This is a genomic window from Chryseobacterium sp. CY350 (assembly GCF_027945075.1).
Taxonomy (GTDB): Bacteria; Bacteroidota; Bacteroidia; order Flavobacteriales; family Weeksellaceae; genus Chryseobacterium.
Genome location: NZ_CP116034.1, coordinates 1,484,597 through 1,504,046, shown reverse-complemented (window position 1 = coordinate 1,504,046; position 19,450 = coordinate 1,484,597). Strand labels below are relative to the sequence as shown.

Here is a 19,450-nt window from a genome sequence, read left to right as displayed (position 1 = left end):
ATTTTTGCATGTAATCCACTCATTCTTACAGCATCGTTCCAAATATTAAACAATATTTTATGAGGACGACATTTTCAACCATGCTGCTTATTTGCCCACCGGAGTAGTCCGTAAGCATTGCAGATAAAAAAACTTACAGCTCTATATCAACACTGCCCGCAATAAAGCAGGAAGATGAGGTATAGCCTCACTAATAACCGCCACACTCCGAAATTCCTTTAATAGTAAAAGGAAAGTCAGACTACGCTTTAAACTCACACCTTAAAAGTACAGGCTTTCTTTCAATTTTCCAAATAATTTTTCAGCACGAAGGGAATTTAATACAAAAAAATAATAAATGTGAACGGTCTGCATGGGTCAGATGGTAAGAGCTGTTTTAAATTTCAGTAAAATGTTTTCTCATTGAGTAATGCACGATACAATAGGGTGTACAACCTATTGCGGCTTTAAATAGCTTACACGGGACAAATTTTCATTCATATTAATTAATGCTTTCCGGTGTCTTTTGGTCACTGCTCAAAGACCTCACCATGTCCTTTTTCAAACCAAAAGGCACTTAGGAAAGTTTTGTTTTCAAATACATGAATTCGGTAGAAATGGCTTCGGCAGGCTCAGCCTGACAATCCCTAGCCTATAAATTAAAGAAAAATGAAATAGCACATCAGGCTCAGCCTGACAAAAAAAGTATTCAATAAAAAAGCCCCTTCCCATACGTCGTCGAAAACAATTGGAAGGAGCAATGATTATTGAACTGTTTAATTAAAAACATTACAAAACTATGAAAAAATCCTATAATACTATAGGAAGTATTGGCTTTGCCTTTATATTGACCCTTTTTTGCGGCAACCTAAAGGCTCAGACCAAAACCGTCACGGGCAAAGTAGCCGTGAATGACCAGCCCCTTTCAGGAGTCTCTGTCTCCCAGGAAGGAAGTGACCAGACCGCTGTCACCAATACCCAAGGCAGCTACCAGCTACAGATCACGGGAGAAAACCAATGCCTCATCTTCAGACATCCTGAATATGCAGAACAAAGAATCTCCGTCAACAACCAATCTGTCATCAACCTCATCCTTGACCAAAAAGTCAAAGGCATCGAAGAAGTTATTCTCAATGCGGGCTACTACAAAGTCAAAGACAAAGAAAGAACCGGAAGCATCGCCAAGATCTCCGCGAAGGATATCGAAAACCAACCCGTCACCAATGTCCTTGCTTCGGCGCAGGGTAGGATGGCAGGGGTCTCGATTACACAGAACTCGGGAACACCGGGAGGTGGATTTGATATTCAGATCAGAGGCAGAAACAGTTTGAGAACACGAAGCAATTCCGTGATTGATGGGAATCAGCCGCTCTATATTATTGATGGAGTTCCGGTTGGTACAGGAATCAGTTCATCCTATGCTGGAAGTATTCTTCCCAATGCAGATATTAATCCGCTAAACAATATTAATCCTAACGATATTGAAAGTTTCGAGATTCTGAAAGATGCTGATGCGACCGCTATCTATGGTTCAAGAGGTGCAAATGGAGTGGTGTTGGTTACCACTAAAAAAGGAAAAAAAGGAAAGGTAAAGCTGACCCTGAATTCTTCGTACGGTCTGAGCCATGCCGTTTCAAACCTCAAAATGATGAATACTGCTCAGTATCTTGATATGAGACAACAGGCATTTGCCAACAGCAATATTTCTGTCTATCCAGCCAACGCCTACGACATCAACGGAACCTGGGATCCCAACCGTTATACCGATTGGCGAAAGGAACTGATTGGTAATAACGCTGCTTTGTCTAATACCCAACTGTCACTAAGTGGAGGAAGTGAAAACACCAATTTCTTAGTAAGTCTTGGTCACAACGAGCAAACAACGGTTTTCAGTAGGGATTTCAGGTACAGAACTAATACCGTTTCAGGAAACATCAGTCACAGGTCTGCCGACAGAAAATTCAGTTTCAACTCATCCAATATCATTACAGCAACAGACAATAATCTGATTACCTCTGATGCAACGAGGCAGTCGTATATTCTGGCTCCAAATGCTCCGGCTCTTTATGATGCAGAAGGTAACCTTAACTGGGAAAACAACACCTTCACCAATCCTGCGGCAGCCTTTGAGAATTCTTATTCCAATGATAATATTCAATTCCTTAACAATCTCAGTATGGAGTACGAAGCTTTTAAAAATTTTAAGCTCAAGCTCAACGGAGGTTTAACCTATCAGACCTTTGAAGAATGGTCACTTCGTCCGAGTACGGCGTATAGTCCTTCCGCAGGAGCAACACCTCTTAATTCCTTGGCTTCAAAATCCAATCAGAACCGATTGTCTATGGTGATAGAACCACAGATAAGCTGGATGCATAAAGTTAATAATCACAAATTTGATGTCCTGGCAGGAGGCACTTATCAAAGAGATATTTCAGACAGAGGTGAAATTCAGGGATCAGGGTTTGAAAGTAATGCATTTATCTACAATATAGGTGCTGCAATGAATAAAGTAGTTCTTGACCAGATCAGTACCGAATACCGATACGGTGCTTTTTTCGGGAGAATCAACTATCAATATGACAAAAAATATATTCTAAACATCACGGGAAGGAGGGACGGAAGCAGCAGATTCGGTCCCAATAATAAATATGCAATGTTTGGTGCCATTGGAGCCGCATGGTTGTTTTCGGAAGAGGACTTTATGAAGAACATTTCATGGCTCAGTTTTGGAAAACTGAGAGGAAGTTATGGTTCCTCGGGAAGTGATAATATCGGGGACTATCAGTACCTCGATACTTTTGCCACTGCTAACCTCATCTATAATGGCAGTACAGGATTGGCTCCTACGAAATTGTACAATCCTGATTTCAGCTGGGAAAGAACCGTCAAGACAGAAGCTGCTCTTGAACTGGGATTGTTCAACAACAAGCTTAACCTAAGTGCTGCGTATTACCGAAACCGTTCAGGAAATCAATTGGTAGGTTATCAGCTTTCCTCAGTAACTGGATTCAGCAGTGTACTGGCCAATTTGGATGCAGTTATTCAAAACACAGGTCTTGAATTGGAGGCTCGTGGAGAAGTTATCAATAAAGGAAATTTTTCATGGAGCAGTTCATTCAATATCACCATTCCCAGAAATAAGCTGATTTCATTTCCGGGACTTGAAGGCTCGTCCTACGCCAATACCTACGTCATCGGAGAACCAGTTAATATTGTTAAGCTTTACCAACTTCAGGGTGTTAATCCCAATAGTATGGTCTATGATTTTACCGATTTCAATGGCGACGGAAAGATCGCATCACCGGATGACAGACAGGTGATCAGAAACCTTGGACAGCAGTTTTACGGAGGGTTAAGCAATGAATTACGCTACCGAAACTGGAACTTTTCTTTTCTGCTGCAGTTTGTAAAACAGCAGAGCAGAAACTACAATTCAGCGATGTCTTCTCCGGGAATCATGGCGAATCTTCCTGTGGAGGCACTGAATGTATGGTCACCTTCAAATCCGAACGGTCTTTATATGCCTTACCGCTCAACGTCTAATTCTTCTCACAGCCTGTTTCAAAACAGTGATGCCAGTGTTTCTGATGCCTCATTTATACGGCTAAAAAATGTGCAGCTTACCTACAATCTTAGTTTAAATTCAGGGGTTTTCAGGGAAGTTAAGCTTTATTTTCAGGGGCAGAACCTTCTGACATGGACGAAGTTCTTTGGAATTGATCCCGAGATGACCACTTTTGGATTTCTGCCTCCTTTGAAAACCTATTCCTTCGGCGTTCAGCTTACGCTATGATGAATGTATAACGGGGAAAGGGACTATTATCATTTAATCTAATTCAAAAAACAATGAAATCAATATTCAATATTATAATAATGGCTGCGCTCATTTATCTGATGAGTACAGCCATATCGTGTGAAAAAATGCTGGAAGTGGAACTGCCCGACAACCAAATGTTGTCAGAAACAGTCTTCAGTGATACTCAGACTGCTAACGCGGTACTATCAGGATTGTATGCCGGATTATGGGAGTCATCGCCTGTCACAGGTGATCAAAGCGGAAGGCTTCTAGGTCTTTATACCGATGATCTGACCTACTATGCACTCAATGCAACAAACGGACTGCCTGAATTATCCAATAATACCCAGATTGATTCCAATCAATTTGTCAGTTCGTTTTGGAATGCTGCGTATCAGAAAATATATGTCAGCAATTCGATACTCGAAGGACTCGAAGGAGCAAATAATATTCCGGCAGCAGATAAAGCAAGGATAAAAGGGGAAGCATTGGTTATCCGTTCTTTACTCTTTTTCTATGTTCATCAGGTGTACGGAGATATTCCGTATCCTGTGACGACCAATTACATGATCAATCAGAGCATTTCAAAAACCCCTTCTGTAGAAGTGTTGATGAGAATTGAATCTGATGTTAAAGAAGCGATAGAACTGCTTTCCGATACTTATCGTCATAATGAACGCATTTATATCAATAAAAAAGCAGCACAGCTTCTGCTAAGCAAGATTCAGATGCAACAGCTGAAATGGGCGGAGGCAGAAGCAACATTAAAAACAGTTGTTCAGAGCCCGCTGTATCAATTTCAAAATGATATCACTAAAGTCTTTCTTAAAAACGGCAGCCATATTATCTGGCAGCTCAGACCTAAGAATAATGGTGACGCGGTAAGGGAAGCAACTATTTATTATTTTGTTAATGTTGCTCCGACCTCCATGGCACTTTCCTCATCTTTGGTCAGCTCATTTCAGAATGGTGACCTTCGCAAGCAATATTGGATGGGAACGGTTACGGTAGGAGGGAGTACCTGGTACAGAGCAGAAAAATACAAAGCAAGGTCTGCCAACTCCACAGAGAATTCCATTGTCTTCAGACTGGAAGAAGCCTATCTGCTTTTGGCTGAGGCTCTGACACAGCAAAATAAAATGGCTGAGGCTATACCGTTTATTAATCCTATCAGACAGAGGGCAGGACAGCCATTGCTTGGCAGTTCTGTTACACAACAGCAGCTTCTCGAAGAAATCCTTAATGAAAACAGAAAAGAGTTTTTTACAGAAATGGGACATCGCTTTCTTGATTTGAAAAGAGCAGGAAAGCTTAATCAACTACAGCAGACCAAACCCAACTGGAAAGATAACCATAAAGTATGGCCTCTTCCACAACAGGAGCTGCAGCTCAATTCCAATTTGAATCCCCAAAATGTAGGCTATTAATGAGAGTATATTGTTGTATTATTATGCTGTTTTTTGTGAGTTGCTATAAAGCGCAGAAGACGATTAGTGAATTGGATCAGTGGATGTCTCACTTTTCAACGATGATTGGTCAGATGAAAGTATCGGATGATCAGCGATTCGTTTTGCTGACCAAAATGTATGCAAATAACTCTGATTCAGTTTTTGTGTTTGACCGTCAATCAGCAATAAGTCCATCCGATACCATTTTAAAAAACAGCAACATCAGTTTTCTGAATAATCATACTGTTTTTGCTTCAGGAGAGGGCGGGGCAAAAATGATTGATTTGGAGACCAAAAAAAGAGAAATTTACAGTAGCATACAGCGATGTAATGTCAATGAATCCCTAAAGCAATATGTAATATTGGGTATTAATAAAAACCTGAAAGTTTATAATGCTAAAGGAAAAGTGCTTCACCATGAGGCAGGAACATTGAACTATACTATTTCAGAGCAAGGACAAGTTTATATCCTTGCCGAAAGTGGAGGGATTCATAAAATATTGAGATGGAATGGCAGCAGCATGAAACTACTTTATTCTACTGCAACAAAAATTATTGCGATGGATCTTTTAGAATCAGGCAGATTTATTGTCTTAAAGGAAAAAGAAAAAACAGATCCCAATGGAAAGATCAGGATAACATTGTTAAGGATATCAGACGGGCAGTTGTTTAATAACAATCAGATCAGCCTCGGAAAAGACCAAAACGTGAAAGTAACCGAAGCAGGTCATTCTGAAAGTTTTTTGATTGATATTGTTGTAAAGAAAGCTCCTAAGAAAGTACGAAAACTTGATATATGGTATGGAGGTGATGAGTATCTGCGGAACAAAGATCAGGGATGGGTTGAGCATCAATATATCGTATGGAATATTAAAAATAATGAGGTTTATTCAATCCCTTTCAAAGCACGGCAGGTATTTCTAGCGACAGAAAATCCACGTTATTTTTGGACGTATAATATTAAGGAAGAAAATGATTACCGGGGATTTCGAAGCCTCAATATATATCGCTATGATATTTTGAAAAACAAATCTGAACTTATTTTTGAGAATACTTCAGAAATGGTAGTAGGAAAGGATGGCCGTTACACTATTGGATTTCTGATGTACAGGAATCAATGGATGGTGTATGATCATCTTCTAGAGAAGACTAAAATTATCGACTATAATAAAACACTGAGCTATCCGATCTTTATGCCAGATGGGAGCTTACTCTTTACAGGAGAAAACCGCCTGATCAATTATCATCTGAAAACAAGTATTTTAAAAACTGTATTCGAGCAAGAGAACAGCAAAGTGAGCTTTTATGAATATAGTGGAAAAATGGTTCATCAAATGGAATCTTTTAAGATAACTCGGCGAACTGCTGAAATGTCTCAGCCGTTGGCACTGCATATCAGGAGAGAAGACCGTAATGATTCAGGATATTATTCTTATTATAAAGGTAAACTCAAAGAGATAATGCCGTACAGCAGCAACAGGATCAAAATGTTCTTTTCTAAGGACAAGCAGGATTTGATTTATGCGATTGAAGAAAACTACAACCTGTCACCACAGTTGTACAGCAAGAGTAAGTCTTCAGATCAAAAGCAAATACTTTATAATACCAACTGTCATGATAAAGAGACTGTAAACCTACGACAGGATGTTATCTCTTATACCAACAGTGGAGGTAAGCATCTGAAAGGAGTTCTTTATTATCCTATCAAATTCGACAGCACAAAAAAATATCCTATGGTAGTACAGGTTTACAGTATTCAGCATGATGAATCCAACAAATATCTGTATCCTGTCTGGGGATCCAGTGGCTTCAATATCCGCCTGCTGCTTCAGAATGGTTATATGGTCTTTCAACCCGATATTGTTTCAGATGGCAGGGGTCCTGGAATTTCAGCGCTTGATTGTATTCATTCCGGACTAGATGCGATTCAAGGAAATGTAAATATTGACTTCAAGCGTATCGGTTTGACAGGACACTCATTCGGAGGTTATGAGACGAACTTTATTGCTACCCATTCAGAGAGGTTTGCAGCCTATGTCTCGGGTGCAGGTCTTAGTGATATCGTGAATACTTACTTTTCATTTAATGAACTGTTTAAAATCGCAGACTATTCCAGATTTGAAACCGGACAGTTTTCAATGGGAGTTCCTTTTTCAGAAGATAAGGATTTGTATTATAAAAATAATCCTATCAATTTTATTGAAAAAGTGAGTGCACCGGTATTGCTTTGGGCAGGCAAGAAGGATACTAATATTCCACCAACGCAAACCATGAGTTTTTACATGGGATTATTAAGAAACAAAAAAAGGGTGGTGGTACTGATGTATTCAGATCAGGAACACACAATAAAGAAAAATTCTGATGACATCAAGGATCTTAATACTAAAATCATAGAGTGGTGGGACTATCATCTGAAAAGCATGAAGGATATGAAATGGATTGATAAAGAAATGAAAAGGGACGCTGAATAGCGTCCCTAACTTTGTACCTACTACAAAGCACTAAGGAATTTTATAAAGCGGTGTTCCACACATCGTGTCTGAACCGATTCTATGCAGTTCAACATTGGTATCCAATGCCCATTCACAGGCATCACCTGAAACGATATTGCTGCATTCCTGATCAGCATCCTCACATTGGAACTGACCTCCACCCAAGCTTACAATTCTGTAAGCGGGCTCTAAAGCTCGTGTACTCTTCTTTGCCAACATGGTGGCAAACGCTGACCCTGTTCCCAGTGCTACCAGGATGACAGGAAAAAGAATTTTTTTCATAATAAAAAAATATTTGATTTGTTGCCTACTCTGAAACACGGTTTTCGGCTTCCCCGTTTTTAAAATGTTTTTTCAAGGGCTGGGTAATTCTATATTGTACCAGCTGATTTCCAACAATTGCGTACAAATACTCATCGGTAACTCTAAAATCTGACATGCTGTTGTTTTTAATATTGTCGATGTACATGCTGCCAATATATTCCTGAGATGCGGTATTATAGATGTCGATAACTTTGCTTTCCTTCCATCTGTTTGAAGATTCATGTTTTCCTCTTAACTGCGCGGGATTAAATAACAGACCTCGGTATACAATCGCATGTCCATTTACTTTTAATGCCGGTTGAGACATTTTAAATTTTCCATTGGACATCGGGGATACTTTGATTTGTGCGGTTTTAGTCGTGTCAATAGTTCTCAATCTGTGACTAATCTGCATTGAATGGTTCATTACAAGAAACTGGTTTCTATAACTGTAAATATAGCTGACTGTCTGTGTTTTTGGATCAGATGACAGATAACCGTCAGAATCAAAAATACCGTCCAATTGCTTCTCAAGTAAATCAGAATGTAATTTTACCTGATTTTTACCACTGTTATTGATGAAGATGGTTCCCAGCGTTAAATTCTTGGTTTCAGATGAAAGAGTTCGAATTGCAATTTGAGTACTGTCAATAATTTCAAGCTGGCTAAAGAATGCATCGTTTAAACTTATTATTTTATTTTGTGCATCACCTAATTTGCCTTTTAATATAATGGGAACATTTCCATCATAGATATAATAGTCGTTATTTTTAACTTTAATCTCTATTTTTTTAAATGGATATTTGCTAAGTTCCAGATCAATTTTGGTGTTTTTAACTTTATTTAAAAGGGAATCAACTGCTAATATATTTTGAGGGAGATTTCGGTTAGCTAAGTACAACTCCTCATTTTTAGCACCGGCAAAATAAAATGAATGGCTATCCAAGTCCATACTTTTTATTTTTAAAATAGGATGCATCAGGAACCTTCTTGTAAAATTATTCTCCTGTTTTATAACGTGTTCTGACTTAAAAAACAATACAATGACAAGAATACAACTCAAAATATTGGACATTCCCAAGATTAATGATGTTTTAAGGTTGGTCATATGACCTGCTCTTTCAGTGATAAAAACGGATAAACCTCCCATAATTACACACAGAATATTAAAAATAAAATGTTCAGTCCATCCCATTTTTTCTAAAATTCCTCCACATGAGCACGGAACGAATTCGCTGTAGTTTAATATGAGGAATATGTAGATTGTAAATGCAGACATGAGTGCTGTTGATGCGTACAATCCAAATAGATTGCTTCTTGGAAAAATAAGCAGTATTACGATTACTATTTCTAAAATAATAACTGCATAAGATATAAATCCTGCATAAGCGCTGAGCAAAGGCGACTGTCCGATCTGTACCTGAAAGTTTTCAAAATCCAGCATTTTGCTGATAGCTGCATAACAGAAAAGCAAGACAAAAAAATAACTTACTGAGACAGGAATATGGCTGATTAACTTTTTCATGGGAATGTTTTTTATCGTTAATTTATACTGATTAGTATCCATCGAACTTGGATTCCGCAGTAATCAGGAAGTTTCGAACCTTTTGCAATAGTGATTGTTGTTACAAAACTCCCCATACACTGCCACGTTCCGCTGGTCGGACATGATTGACCCGAAGTTCGTTGTACAGAGATATGGGGATTGGTTTTCATGATATTTCGATTAAGGTTTTGTTCTCCAATCATGGGTGTCTTTAACGGGAGGGTCAGGATACAATTCATCATCTTCAGATTGGGTTGAATCGATCCTACTTGAATTACTAATTGGGGGATGATCAGAAACTTCATGATAAACCTCTTCTGTAACCGAATATTCATGATCTTCATTGGTGCAATTGTGAAGTACAAAACTTACACTTATTAAACTTACTATTGGGATTAACTTTTTCATTTTAATAAAATTTTTGTGGTTAGTCCCGGCCGGATTATTTAGAATTCTTAAGCCAAAGGTATGTGGTAGAAGTGCCTGATAAAAGGGTTTACGGAGCAGATATTAAAATTAGGATGCCCTTATTTCAATATTGGTGCAGATAAAAAATTCCAAAAACAAGCACCACGTCACCGTATTTCTTCATTTTGCATTTAAAGTCCATTATCTCCATTATAAACTCAAGATAATTCACATATTTTTATTTATTTTTGAAAAATACCAATCACATTTACTTGATGTCAAAAAAAACAGTAATAACTTTTTTTCTTTTAACTGTCGGAAAGATGCTGCTGTCACAAAAAACTGTCAGTCCGTCCTACGCTGATATAAGAAATAAATATGAAAATCTAGAAAAAGAAGACCATAATGCCCTGCCTTATGTCAGTGCATTTATTGAGAAAGCGAAAAAAGAGAATAACCTAGAAAAACTCTGTTTAGGGTACAAAGACGCTGTATATTTCTCACAGGATACAGATGCTAAGCTTTCTTATGCTGATAGTACAATAGCTGCTGCATTCAAGTCTAAAAAAGATGAATTGATCAGTGATGCTTATTTGGGGAAAGGTATCATTTACTATTTCAATTTGAGAAAATTTCAGTTAGCTTCTAATGAATACGTTAAAGCACACCAGTATGCGATAAAAACTGATGATGAATATCTTCAAAATAAAATCATTTATCATCTGGGAGTTGTAAAAAGCTATCTTGGTTATTATAACAAGGCACTGCAGCTTTTTAATAAATCCATCGACTTCAATGAAAATAAGGTAAAAGATGAGGTGAATGCGAATTTGCGTTATAATTATTGCAGAGGCTACCTGAACAGTTTGCACCAGATGATAATATGCCAACGGAATCTTAATCAAGATGCTAAGGCTGACAGTTTATTAACAGTAGGTTTAGCAGCAACAAAAAATAAATCAGAATTCACACTTGAGCGCGCCTATTTTCTCAAATGTGCGGGAATTATCTATTATAAGAACAATCAATACAATGATGCACTGTATTATTTGAAAAAGGCTTTACCTATTCTCAATCAGAAAAATGATTTTACTTGGGCATCTGTAATCCACTTTTACCTTGGAAATATTTACCTAAAGAATGATGATGAGAAAAAAGGAATCTTGGAATTAAAGAAAGTGGATTCTATTTACAATAAACATCAATTCATTTTGCCTGAAGCAACAGAAGCTTATATGTGTCTAATTGACTACTATAAAAAAAGTAAGAATGAAAAAGAGCAGTTGTATTATACCAATCAACTCTTGGAGGTAAACCAAGGTATAAGGAAAGACTTTGCCTACTTGGCTGAAAAGATCTACGAAGACGTTGAAATAGCGGGACTGATTAAAGAAAAATATAAATTGGAAAAATCGATCAATACACAGCAGGTGACCATAGTGCTTGTTATCATTTTTTCTGTAATTCTTGTGCTTTTCCTGATTTGGAGATACCAGCAACGAGAGCAAAATTTAAAAAAGAGATATGCCGAGCTCATCGATCGACTCAATGGGATAAAGAAACCAGAAGAAGCATTGCCCGGAAAGGAGCAATCTTCCGTAAAGACTAAAGGTGAGTTGCCAGATGATTTAGTCGAAATGCTCAAAATGAAGATTCAATTTTTTGAAGATAAAAATCAATTTCTTGAAGCTGGAATAACAGTTGTCAAACTTGCGACACGTTTCAAAACGAATCCCACTTATTTGTCAGCATTTATTCATGAACATAAAGGCGTCAATTTTTCTGTCTATCTAATGCAATTAAGAATTAATTATATCACCCATAAACTGAATTCAGATAAAAATTATCCTAAGTTTACAATACAAGCGTTGTCTGAAATGTGCGGAATTGCTTCGCGAAATAATTTTACAGCCCATTTTAAATCAATCAATGGGATAGGAATTGCTGACTTTATAAAGATGAAACTCAAAGATAATGAACGGGAGCTTTAGCAGAATACCACAGGAAGTTTGTAATTTTCTAAAAAAAAGGACATGGTTAACAAAACAATTTTTAGAAAAGCACAACATTTGTATGCGCGTTTAACGGATGATCTGGAGCTGATTGAATTTGAGCACAGCGATCTGGTCAGAATTTCAGAATTAAGTTTATGGAAGATTGACGAATCTATCAGGAATTTAAAAGCTCTGGTAATTCCTCATGAATTTGAATCGGCTGCAGACGAAATACATTTTTTTAAAGAAATCAAACCTTTATTCATTTCACAATTTATTTTTCATTCACAAATTATTCAAATTCTTACCTATCAACCTGCTGCCGGAGAAGAGGCACAACGTAGCTATTTTACTAAAGAAATTGATAAGCTTACCATATACTATCAAGATTATGCAGAATTTTACAGCTACCACCGACGTGAAGCCACCTATTTAGATCAAAAATATTTTGTCAGAAAGCGTTATGATCTCAAAATGAATCTTCCGTCAGGACTCTATGATTATGATGAAAACTTTACAACTTCACATGATCATCAGATTTCTGAGATCAAAGCAAATCAAAAACTGGAGGAATTTCTCAGATTGCAAATTGAAAAAATTCGAAATAAAGATAAAGTCAATTCTTTAAATTCCCCACTCGTGTGGTCCGAATCTAAAGTAGCACTTGTAGAAGTAGTGTATGGTCTTTATAAATTAAACTGTTTTAACGGTGGAAATATAGAGCTGAGCGAGGTAATCAAGTTTGTGGAAAAATCATTGGACATCAACTTGGGTAATTATCATAAAACCATTTTTGAAATTAGAAATCGGAAAACTGGAGCCACGAAATTTCTCCAGATGGTCAATGATAATCTCAATCAACATTTTCGTAATACTGAAGGGGAGTAGCACGTTTGAGATGTAGTGTAATAAAGTAAAGCCTCAAAAATTGTTTTGATCTCAAAATATATTTGAGGCTTCAAGTTTGACTGAAAATTCATCAGATCCTGTCTTTAAGAAATCTTCATTGAATCAAATGCTGTAAATCCGGATCAATTTTTATTCTTTCCAATTCATTATTGATAACGGTTGAAATATCCGTTTTGATCTTGAGGTAATTTTCATCAATTACCTTTTTCATCTGATCATTTCCATCCTCATCAACGAAACTTAAAATCTCCGGTATTTTCTTGTAGTTGTTTGTTTCTCTGGCAACCACCTCATTATCCACTACAATTTCAGCATGAAACATTTTTTGTTCAATTCTTTCATCAAAATTATCGGAAACTGCTCCGACAAAAACTCCCTGCGTTAATGTTGATATTTTTGAAGCAGGAATCAGGGTGTCTAATTGGGTAGAGATTGAGGTAGAGGTATCATTTCTGTTAATGGAAATACTGTGCCTTTTCTGTAAAACTTTACCAAAACGTTCAGATAAATTTTTAGCCGTTTCACCAACAACCTGACCGCTGAAAATATTACCCACCGTATTTTGAATTACCTTACTTTCCTTATCCCCATAATCTCTGGTCAGCTGTGAAAAATCCTGAAATCCTAGACAAACTGCCACTTTATTACTCCTCGCTGTGGCAATCAAATTATCCAATCCCCTGAAATATATGGTGGGCAATTCATCAATGATTACGGAACTTTTCAGTTGTCCTTTCTTATTTATCAGCTTTACAATTCTTGAGTTATAAAGACCCAATGCAGCTGAATAAATATTTTGCCTGTCCGGATTGTTTCCGACGCACAGTATTTTGGGCTCTTTCGGATTGTTGATATCCAATGTAAAATCGTCCCCTGTCATGACCCAGTAAAGCTGCGGGGAGATCATTCGTGATAACGGAATTTTAGCAGAAGCGATCTGACCCTGCAATTGATCCTGTGCACCGCCCTGCCATGCATCCATAAAAGGGGAGAGGTAGTTTTCAAGATCAGCATACGAAGTCAAGATAGTGAATACATCAGAGTACTTTTTATTCAAAAGTTCAATGGCATGGGGGAATGTACAGTATTTTCCATTTTCGTAGATCTTCAGAAACCAGATGATTGCTGCCAAAAGGATAATCGGTGACTCTACAAAAAAATCGCCCTGCTTTTGAATCCAGCTCCTGTTCAGATTCAGCATAATGGTATAGGCTGCTTCATATGCATCTGAGATGTCCGTCATAAAAGCAGGATTTAAAGGATTACAGCGATGGCTTTTCCTTGGATCATCAAAATTGATGACATAAAACTTGGGTTGAACTTCGTATTGGGCAGTATGCTTTAGTAAATGATTATATGCAATCATTGAAAGGTCATCAAACTTAAAATCATAGATGTACATGGAAAATCCTTTTTCGATATGCTGTTTGATATAATTGTTGACAATCGCGTACGATTTACCGGATCCGGGTGTTCCTAAAACAATGGTCGCTCGAAAAGGATTCACAACATTGATATATCCGTCATTCCATTTTCCTTTATAATAGAACTTTGTCGGCAGATTCACCGAAAACTCATTTTCCATGAGCTTTGTTTCCTGCATAAAGCTTTCGTTTTCATTGTTAAAAACATCGTCCATTAAATTACTACGGAGGATACGGTTCATCCAGACTCCTGCAACCATTAAGGAAACATAGCCTAAACCCATTGACAGAATGTAAAGAAAATGACCAATCGGTGATCCGATAGTCAATAAATGAAAATTTAAAAAAAATAAGACAAATCCATTTCCTGCCGCACGGTAAATTTTGGACCATTTGATCTTTTCGTTTTTGACTCCTTTAGTTCCCAGGCAGCTTAATGCCAGAAGTACCAAGGCAAATATTTTGGAATATAAAAGATTTGAAAATAGACCAGCCGTACGATCAAAATTGTACAATATTTTATTAATAAGATCTAAAGTCCAGCCACGTTCTAAAAAAAAGCCATGACAAAACCAATACAGATGCATCAATACTAACAGAATACTGATTGCTCTTATGAACCCCATTATTTTAGCGAGTGCTTTCGCATCATCTTCTCCCATAAGTACTTTATAATTATTGGGAGCGAATATAAATTACGTCAACATTGCAATCCTTAATGGTGTCCTTACTGTCATGATTTGGCGGCATTTGTTAATAGCTCTGAAGAATATTTGGTGTCGATTTTACATCCTGTTTTTCGGAATATTGATTAAATTTGTTTGCTTAAGAAAGAATAATGATACCAACACAGGCCACTTACAATGAACTTCTCGATAATATTGGTTCATCTATTGAAATCGCAAGGCAAAATGCTGTAAAAGCTGTCAATAGTGAGCTTGTCTAAGCAAATTGGGAAATTGGCAGGCACATTGTAGAATTTGAGCAACTTGGTCAAGAGCGTGCAGAGTATGGAAGTGGCTTGTTAGCGAGGCTTGCCAAGGATCTGAAACATCGTTTCGGTAAAGGATTTGGCAGGCGGAACATCCTTGATATGCGTAGATTTTATTTATCCTATCAAAAATGGCAGGCAGTGCCTGCCAAATTAAGCTGGACTCATATAGTTACTCTATTAGGGGTCACAGATGATAACGCAAGAAAGTTTTATGAAAAGCAGAGCGTACTGGAAAACTGGGGGTATAGAGAACTTGACCGACAAATTAATTCAGCGTTATTTGAACGATTGGCACTGAGTAAAGATAAAAAAGGCGTTTTGCAATTAGCTGAACGAGGTCATGTTATCACCGATTCGTCAGAAGTGATTAAAGACCCTTATGTATTAGATTTTCTTAAACTTCCCCAGAGCCATCAGGTAACAGAAAAGGCATTAGAACAAAAAATCATTGACAACCTTCAATTGTTTCTTCTTGAGTTAGGAAAAGGTTTTGCTTTTGTGGGTAGACAATATAAAATATCACTTCGGAATAGACACTTTTACATTGATCTGGTTTTCTACCACCGTATATTAAAATGTTTTGTTTTAATCGACCTAAAAATAAAACAGGTTGAGCACAATGATATCGGGCAAATGAACCTCTATCTGAACTATTTTAAGGCTGAAGAAAATATAGAAGATGATAATGAACCCATAGGAATTATCCTTTCCGCAGAGAAAGATGAAGTATTGGTCGAATATGCTACCGGAGGAATTTCCAACAAGATTTTTGTTTCAAAATATCAATTATATTTACCTGACAAAAAAGAGCTTCAAAAGAAAGTGCAGGCTATATTAGAAAAGGAAAATTAGGAAAAAGTTTATATCATAATTCAGCGTCCTCTTTTTCGTTTTTTTCTCATTCGATAAGCAAATTCCTGTTCTTTATGATTAGCTTCACTCTGAAATGAAAGTAAACCACCGATTGATTCAAAAATTCCGTCTTCCGATTGAATGCTTTTTTGCTGATTGTCTAAAAAATCGAAAAGCAGATGTGGCTTTTCTAAAGATGGTGCTAAAGAATTTTTTCGCTCAGCGCTTTTATTTTCTTTTTTCATCAATGATTTCTTCTCCTGTACATTTTGATACATCCACCGATCACGCAAAGCATTTGAGGAAAATTCCTTGCCCAAACTTGAACCATTCCACACCGTTTTTGAGGTATGGTCAATGAATGTTATTCCATACATCATACCACTGTTATTTTTACGAATCACAGTATTAATACCTTGTCTGATCAAGCTGTTTTTAAAATCATTTTCAGTACCAATTAATTCCAGAGTGTTAGCAATCACTTCTTTTAGATGAGATTTTAAATTTTCATCGTTCATGTTTTCACGGCATTTGAGAAGATGTTTTTCCAGTGCAGGAAGACCTGAGTTTTTACCAAATAAAGAAGCCTTATAAGGATGTCCTACTTTATGACCATCCTTATCCAAGATACAATATAGGAGACCCTTTTGAAGTTTTCCTTCCCATTCTCCCTCCACTTTTTCAGTGGTCAAATTGAATAAGGAAAGCAGTGCATTATACTCACCTAATGTACGAAAACGGTAGTATTTCGGAAGATGCCGGATGATAGAAGCGATTTGATTCTTACAATCTCCAGCTTCGTAATCGACTGGTTTAAAAATCATTTCAACTTTATTTTGAGCATTTTCGGTGGCAGGCAAAAGTCCATATTTTTTTTCAAGATCTCTGCAGATTTCCATTGATCTTTTTTTCTCGAAGCGATCTGAAATCTTTCTTCCATTTTCATCGACTGCTACCGAAACAATGTGAATATGACTGCGTTCAATATCGGTGTGTTTAAATAATATAAATGGTTGTTTCCCGTATCCCATTTTCTGCATGTATTCTTCAGCCATTTGGATCAAGATTTCATCAGTGACAGAATCCTTTGGGTTAGGATTGAGAGAAATATGCAACGTGTGCTTTTCAGTATTCCTATTCACCGATAAATACGTTTCAAACGATTGGGCTAATTTTGAAACAGTATACAGTCCATCAGCACTTTCAATGATCTTATTTGTATGCAGTATCGTTCCATTTCCTTTTTCAACCTTTGTATAATTATAGGCTAAGGCTCCATAAAGATTGCTGCTTCTTCCAATTTTTGCAATCATTTCATTCTTCTTTTTTCATATAAACTTTGTTAAATTCTTCAGTTAATTCCATGATTTTTTTGCACAATACAGCCAATTCTATCGTTTGTTTTTCTAATTTATACAAAAATGCTGCAGCTTTCCGATCAGAAAAAGTAGTGTGTAATAACTTGACCACCTGATTATAATTGACGCCGATCGCCCGAAACTGACTATAAAAAGAAGTCAATCTCATATAAAAATCCATCGCTCCCTTATCAATTTTCACGGTTTTAATCTCTTTAGAAAACAAAACAGAAACAATGAATTTTGCCTTGTTCGAAAGACCAGATTCTTCAAAAAGCATCATCAACTGATCATTTTCTTCATCGTTAAGTCTAAAAACATGACGGTGGATACTTGGCTTTGACTTAGGCTTTCTGCCACCTTTATTCTTGTAATTTTTATGATGATCATCCATAACGTACGTCTTATAAATTGTTAAAACTTCGACTTCGGAGAATGTTTTCCAGCTCCTGGCAGGGCAAGTTGTTTTGAGGCACTAAAAACAGTTATGAGGCACTCAAAACACAACTTGCCGTGTTCTGATGAACACCCTTTTTCATTTAGTTATGATGTTGATTACACCTCAACACCTGTGATCAGCAATTTTCTATTCATAAAGGTCCTCATAAAATTTAAGTGCTTTCAATAATCTAAAGTCGTTAAGCAAAGTAAACGCTTCTAAAGAACGGTATGGTTGCTATCGATAGAGACAAACTGTTCTTTTTGATGACATGAACTTCTATAGTAAGTGATAGTACGCAATAAGTGTTTTGCTTTGTAGCAGAATGTTGGCAGGCAGATTCACCATACTGAATAACGATTTGATCGATTGTCTGCTTTAGTGATGATCATTGTTGCAGAGTGCAGGAATGCAGGAAAGCAAGATTGCACGAATTCAGGTCTTTGAGCATGACAGAAAGTCAGAAGGCAAATTAAAGGGAGGGAAGTAGTTATAACAGTCTCCAGCGTATGCATGAGCGCAAGATCCCATTTCTGATCATCTTCTTGAAAGCATGATCTGATCGATGACCTCAGCGTTTCCATCAAGCGGCTCACCTTAATATCAAGCCTGCAAAAGATGGAGGTTCACAGCGAGCATGCTATTGATCAACCCTGAAGCCGGCATCGAGCGGATGACTGATGTTCTGGCTGATCGATAGCAGTCCGTCCTTCGTATAGATACAAAAATTTTTAAATATGGATACAAAAAAGAAAACTCTGTTCATTGCATTTTCATCTCAAAAAGGAGGTGTAGGAAAAAGTACATTTACGACTTTATTAGCAAGTACGCTTCATTACCGCATGGGTTATAATGTTGCTGTATTTGATGCGGATTTTCCTCAATACAGTTTATCAAAAATGAAATCTCGTGACTTGACCATGGTCATGGAAAATGAGAATTTAAAAAAACAGGCCTATAGGCAGTTTACGTTAATCAACAAAAAAGCCTACCCAATCATTCAGCAGAAGGCAGACATGGTTTTAGATTCTGCCAATGAATTTATCCGTTCTGCACCAGTAACTCCAGATGTTATTTTTTTTGATCTTCCCGGAACGGTCAACAGTTCGGGTATACTGAATGCACTGGCAGGCATGCATCATATTTTCACACCCATTACAGCGGATCGATTGGTGATGGAGAGCACCCTGATCTTTACACAATTGCTGCAAGATGTGGTTATGAAAAAAGGAGAGACTTCGATCGAAACAGTCAATCTATTCTGGAATCAGGTGGATGGCAGGGAAAGCACACCGGTGTATTCCATCTACGAACTGCTTATCCAGCAACTGGGACTGAGCCTGATGCAAAGCCGTGTTAAAAACAGTACACGGTTTCGAAAAGAAAGTGAATTGGACAGTAAGAATGCTTTTCGTTCTACTTTGCTGCCACCTGATGAACGCTTGATGAGGGTCTGCCAATTAGATGCCTTTGTTGTAGAATTTTTAAAAATCATTCAATTGTAGAAA

The 19,450-nt window shown here is 37.2% G+C and carries 14 protein-coding genes; 7 read left to right on the top strand and 7 right to left on the bottom strand.

The features are described 5' to 3' along the window. Positions 1-778 precede the first annotated feature (778 nt). The 3 genes from PGH12_RS06825 to PGH12_RS06815 are packed head-to-tail and all read left to right on the top strand — an operon-like array spanning position 779 to position 7,694. A complete protein-coding gene (locus PGH12_RS06825) occupies positions 779-3,772 on the top strand; it encodes a SusC/RagA family TonB-linked outer membrane protein (RefSeq protein ID WP_267597423.1) in 2,994 nt (997 codons plus the stop codon). A gap of 53 nt (positions 3,773-3,825) precedes the next feature. After that, positions 3,826-5,202, top strand: coding sequence for a RagB/SusD family nutrient uptake outer membrane protein (locus PGH12_RS06820; protein WP_267597422.1), 1,377 nt, complete (start codon positions 3,826-3,828; stop codon positions 5,200-5,202). Then, entirely contained in the window at positions 5,202-7,694 is a 2,493-nt protein-coding gene (locus PGH12_RS06815; RefSeq protein WP_267597421.1) for an alpha/beta hydrolase family protein, read from the top strand. Before PGH12_RS06820 ends, PGH12_RS06815 begins: the two co-directional genes overlap by 1 nt. A 30-nt stretch (positions 7,695-7,724) precedes the next feature. On the opposite strand, the gene PGH12_RS06810 is transcribed toward PGH12_RS06815, so the two are convergent. Genes PGH12_RS06810 through PGH12_RS06795 form a run of 4 tightly spaced genes read right to left on the bottom strand, consistent with a single transcriptional unit; the run spans position 7,725 to position 9,972 of the window. Beyond that, on the bottom strand, positions 7,725-7,997 hold the full coding sequence (locus tag PGH12_RS06810; RefSeq protein ID WP_267597420.1) for a hypothetical protein: 273 nt from the start codon (positions 7,995-7,997) through the stop codon (positions 7,725-7,727). Positions 7,998-8,022: 25 nt separating this feature from the next. After that, complete coding sequence (locus tag PGH12_RS06805; protein WP_267597419.1) at positions 8,023-9,543, bottom strand: MauE/DoxX family redox-associated membrane protein; 1,521 nt, start codon at positions 9,541-9,543, stop codon at positions 8,023-8,025. Positions 9,544-9,560: 17 nt separating this feature from the next. Next, on the bottom strand, positions 9,561-9,734 hold the full coding sequence (locus PGH12_RS06800; protein ID WP_267597418.1) for a hypothetical protein: 174 nt from the start codon (positions 9,732-9,734) through the stop codon (positions 9,561-9,563). Positions 9,735-9,744: 10 nt separating this feature from the next. Then, positions 9,745-9,972: a hypothetical protein gene (locus PGH12_RS06795; protein ID WP_267597417.1), complete on the bottom strand. Its 228-nt coding sequence runs from the start codon at positions 9,970-9,972 to the stop codon at positions 9,745-9,747. 275 nt (positions 9,973-10,247) lie between these two features. On the opposite strand from PGH12_RS06795, the gene PGH12_RS06790 reads away from it, so the two are divergent. Together PGH12_RS06790 and PGH12_RS06785 are read left to right on the top strand one after the other, a co-directional pair. Beyond that, positions 10,248-11,963, top strand: coding sequence for a helix-turn-helix domain-containing protein (locus PGH12_RS06790; RefSeq protein ID WP_267597416.1), 1,716 nt, complete (start codon positions 10,248-10,250; stop codon positions 11,961-11,963). A gap of 42 nt (positions 11,964-12,005) precedes the next feature. Next, positions 12,006-12,854 (top strand): RteC domain-containing protein, encoded by an 849-nt coding sequence (locus PGH12_RS06785; RefSeq protein WP_267597415.1) that lies wholly within the window; start codon positions 12,006-12,008, stop codon positions 12,852-12,854. Between the two features lie 115 nt (positions 12,855-12,969). On the opposite strand, the gene mobC is transcribed toward PGH12_RS06785, so the two are convergent. Continuing rightward, positions 12,970-14,961 carry a conjugal transfer protein MobC gene (gene mobC, locus PGH12_RS06780; RefSeq protein ID WP_267597414.1) on the bottom strand — a complete coding sequence of 664 codons (1,992 nt, stop codon included), beginning with the start codon at positions 14,959-14,961 and terminating at the stop codon, positions 12,970-12,972. Positions 14,962-15,257: 296 nt separating this feature from the next. Between mobC and PGH12_RS06775 the strand changes: the two genes are divergently transcribed. Further along, positions 15,258-16,145 (top strand): PDDEXK nuclease domain-containing protein, encoded by an 888-nt coding sequence (locus PGH12_RS06775; protein ID WP_267597701.1) that lies wholly within the window; start codon positions 15,258-15,260, stop codon positions 16,143-16,145. Positions 16,146-16,165: 20 nt separating this feature from the next. Here PGH12_RS06775 and mobB read toward each other — a convergent pair whose 3' ends face one another. Then, complete coding sequence (gene mobB / locus PGH12_RS06770) at positions 16,166-17,458, bottom strand: conjugal transfer protein MobB (protein ID WP_267597413.1); 1,293 nt, start codon at positions 17,456-17,458, stop codon at positions 16,166-16,168. Between the two features lies 1 nt (position 17,459). Beyond that, a complete protein-coding gene (gene mobA, locus PGH12_RS06765) occupies positions 17,460-17,897 on the bottom strand; it encodes a conjugal transfer protein MobA (RefSeq protein WP_267597412.1) in 438 nt (145 codons plus the stop codon). 782 nt (positions 17,898-18,679) lie between these two features. On the opposite strand from mobA, the gene PGH12_RS06760 reads away from it, so the two are divergent. Beyond that, a complete protein-coding gene (locus tag PGH12_RS06760) occupies positions 18,680-19,447 on the top strand; it encodes a ParA family protein (RefSeq protein ID WP_267597411.1) in 768 nt (255 codons plus the stop codon). Positions 19,448-19,450 lie beyond the last annotated feature (3 nt).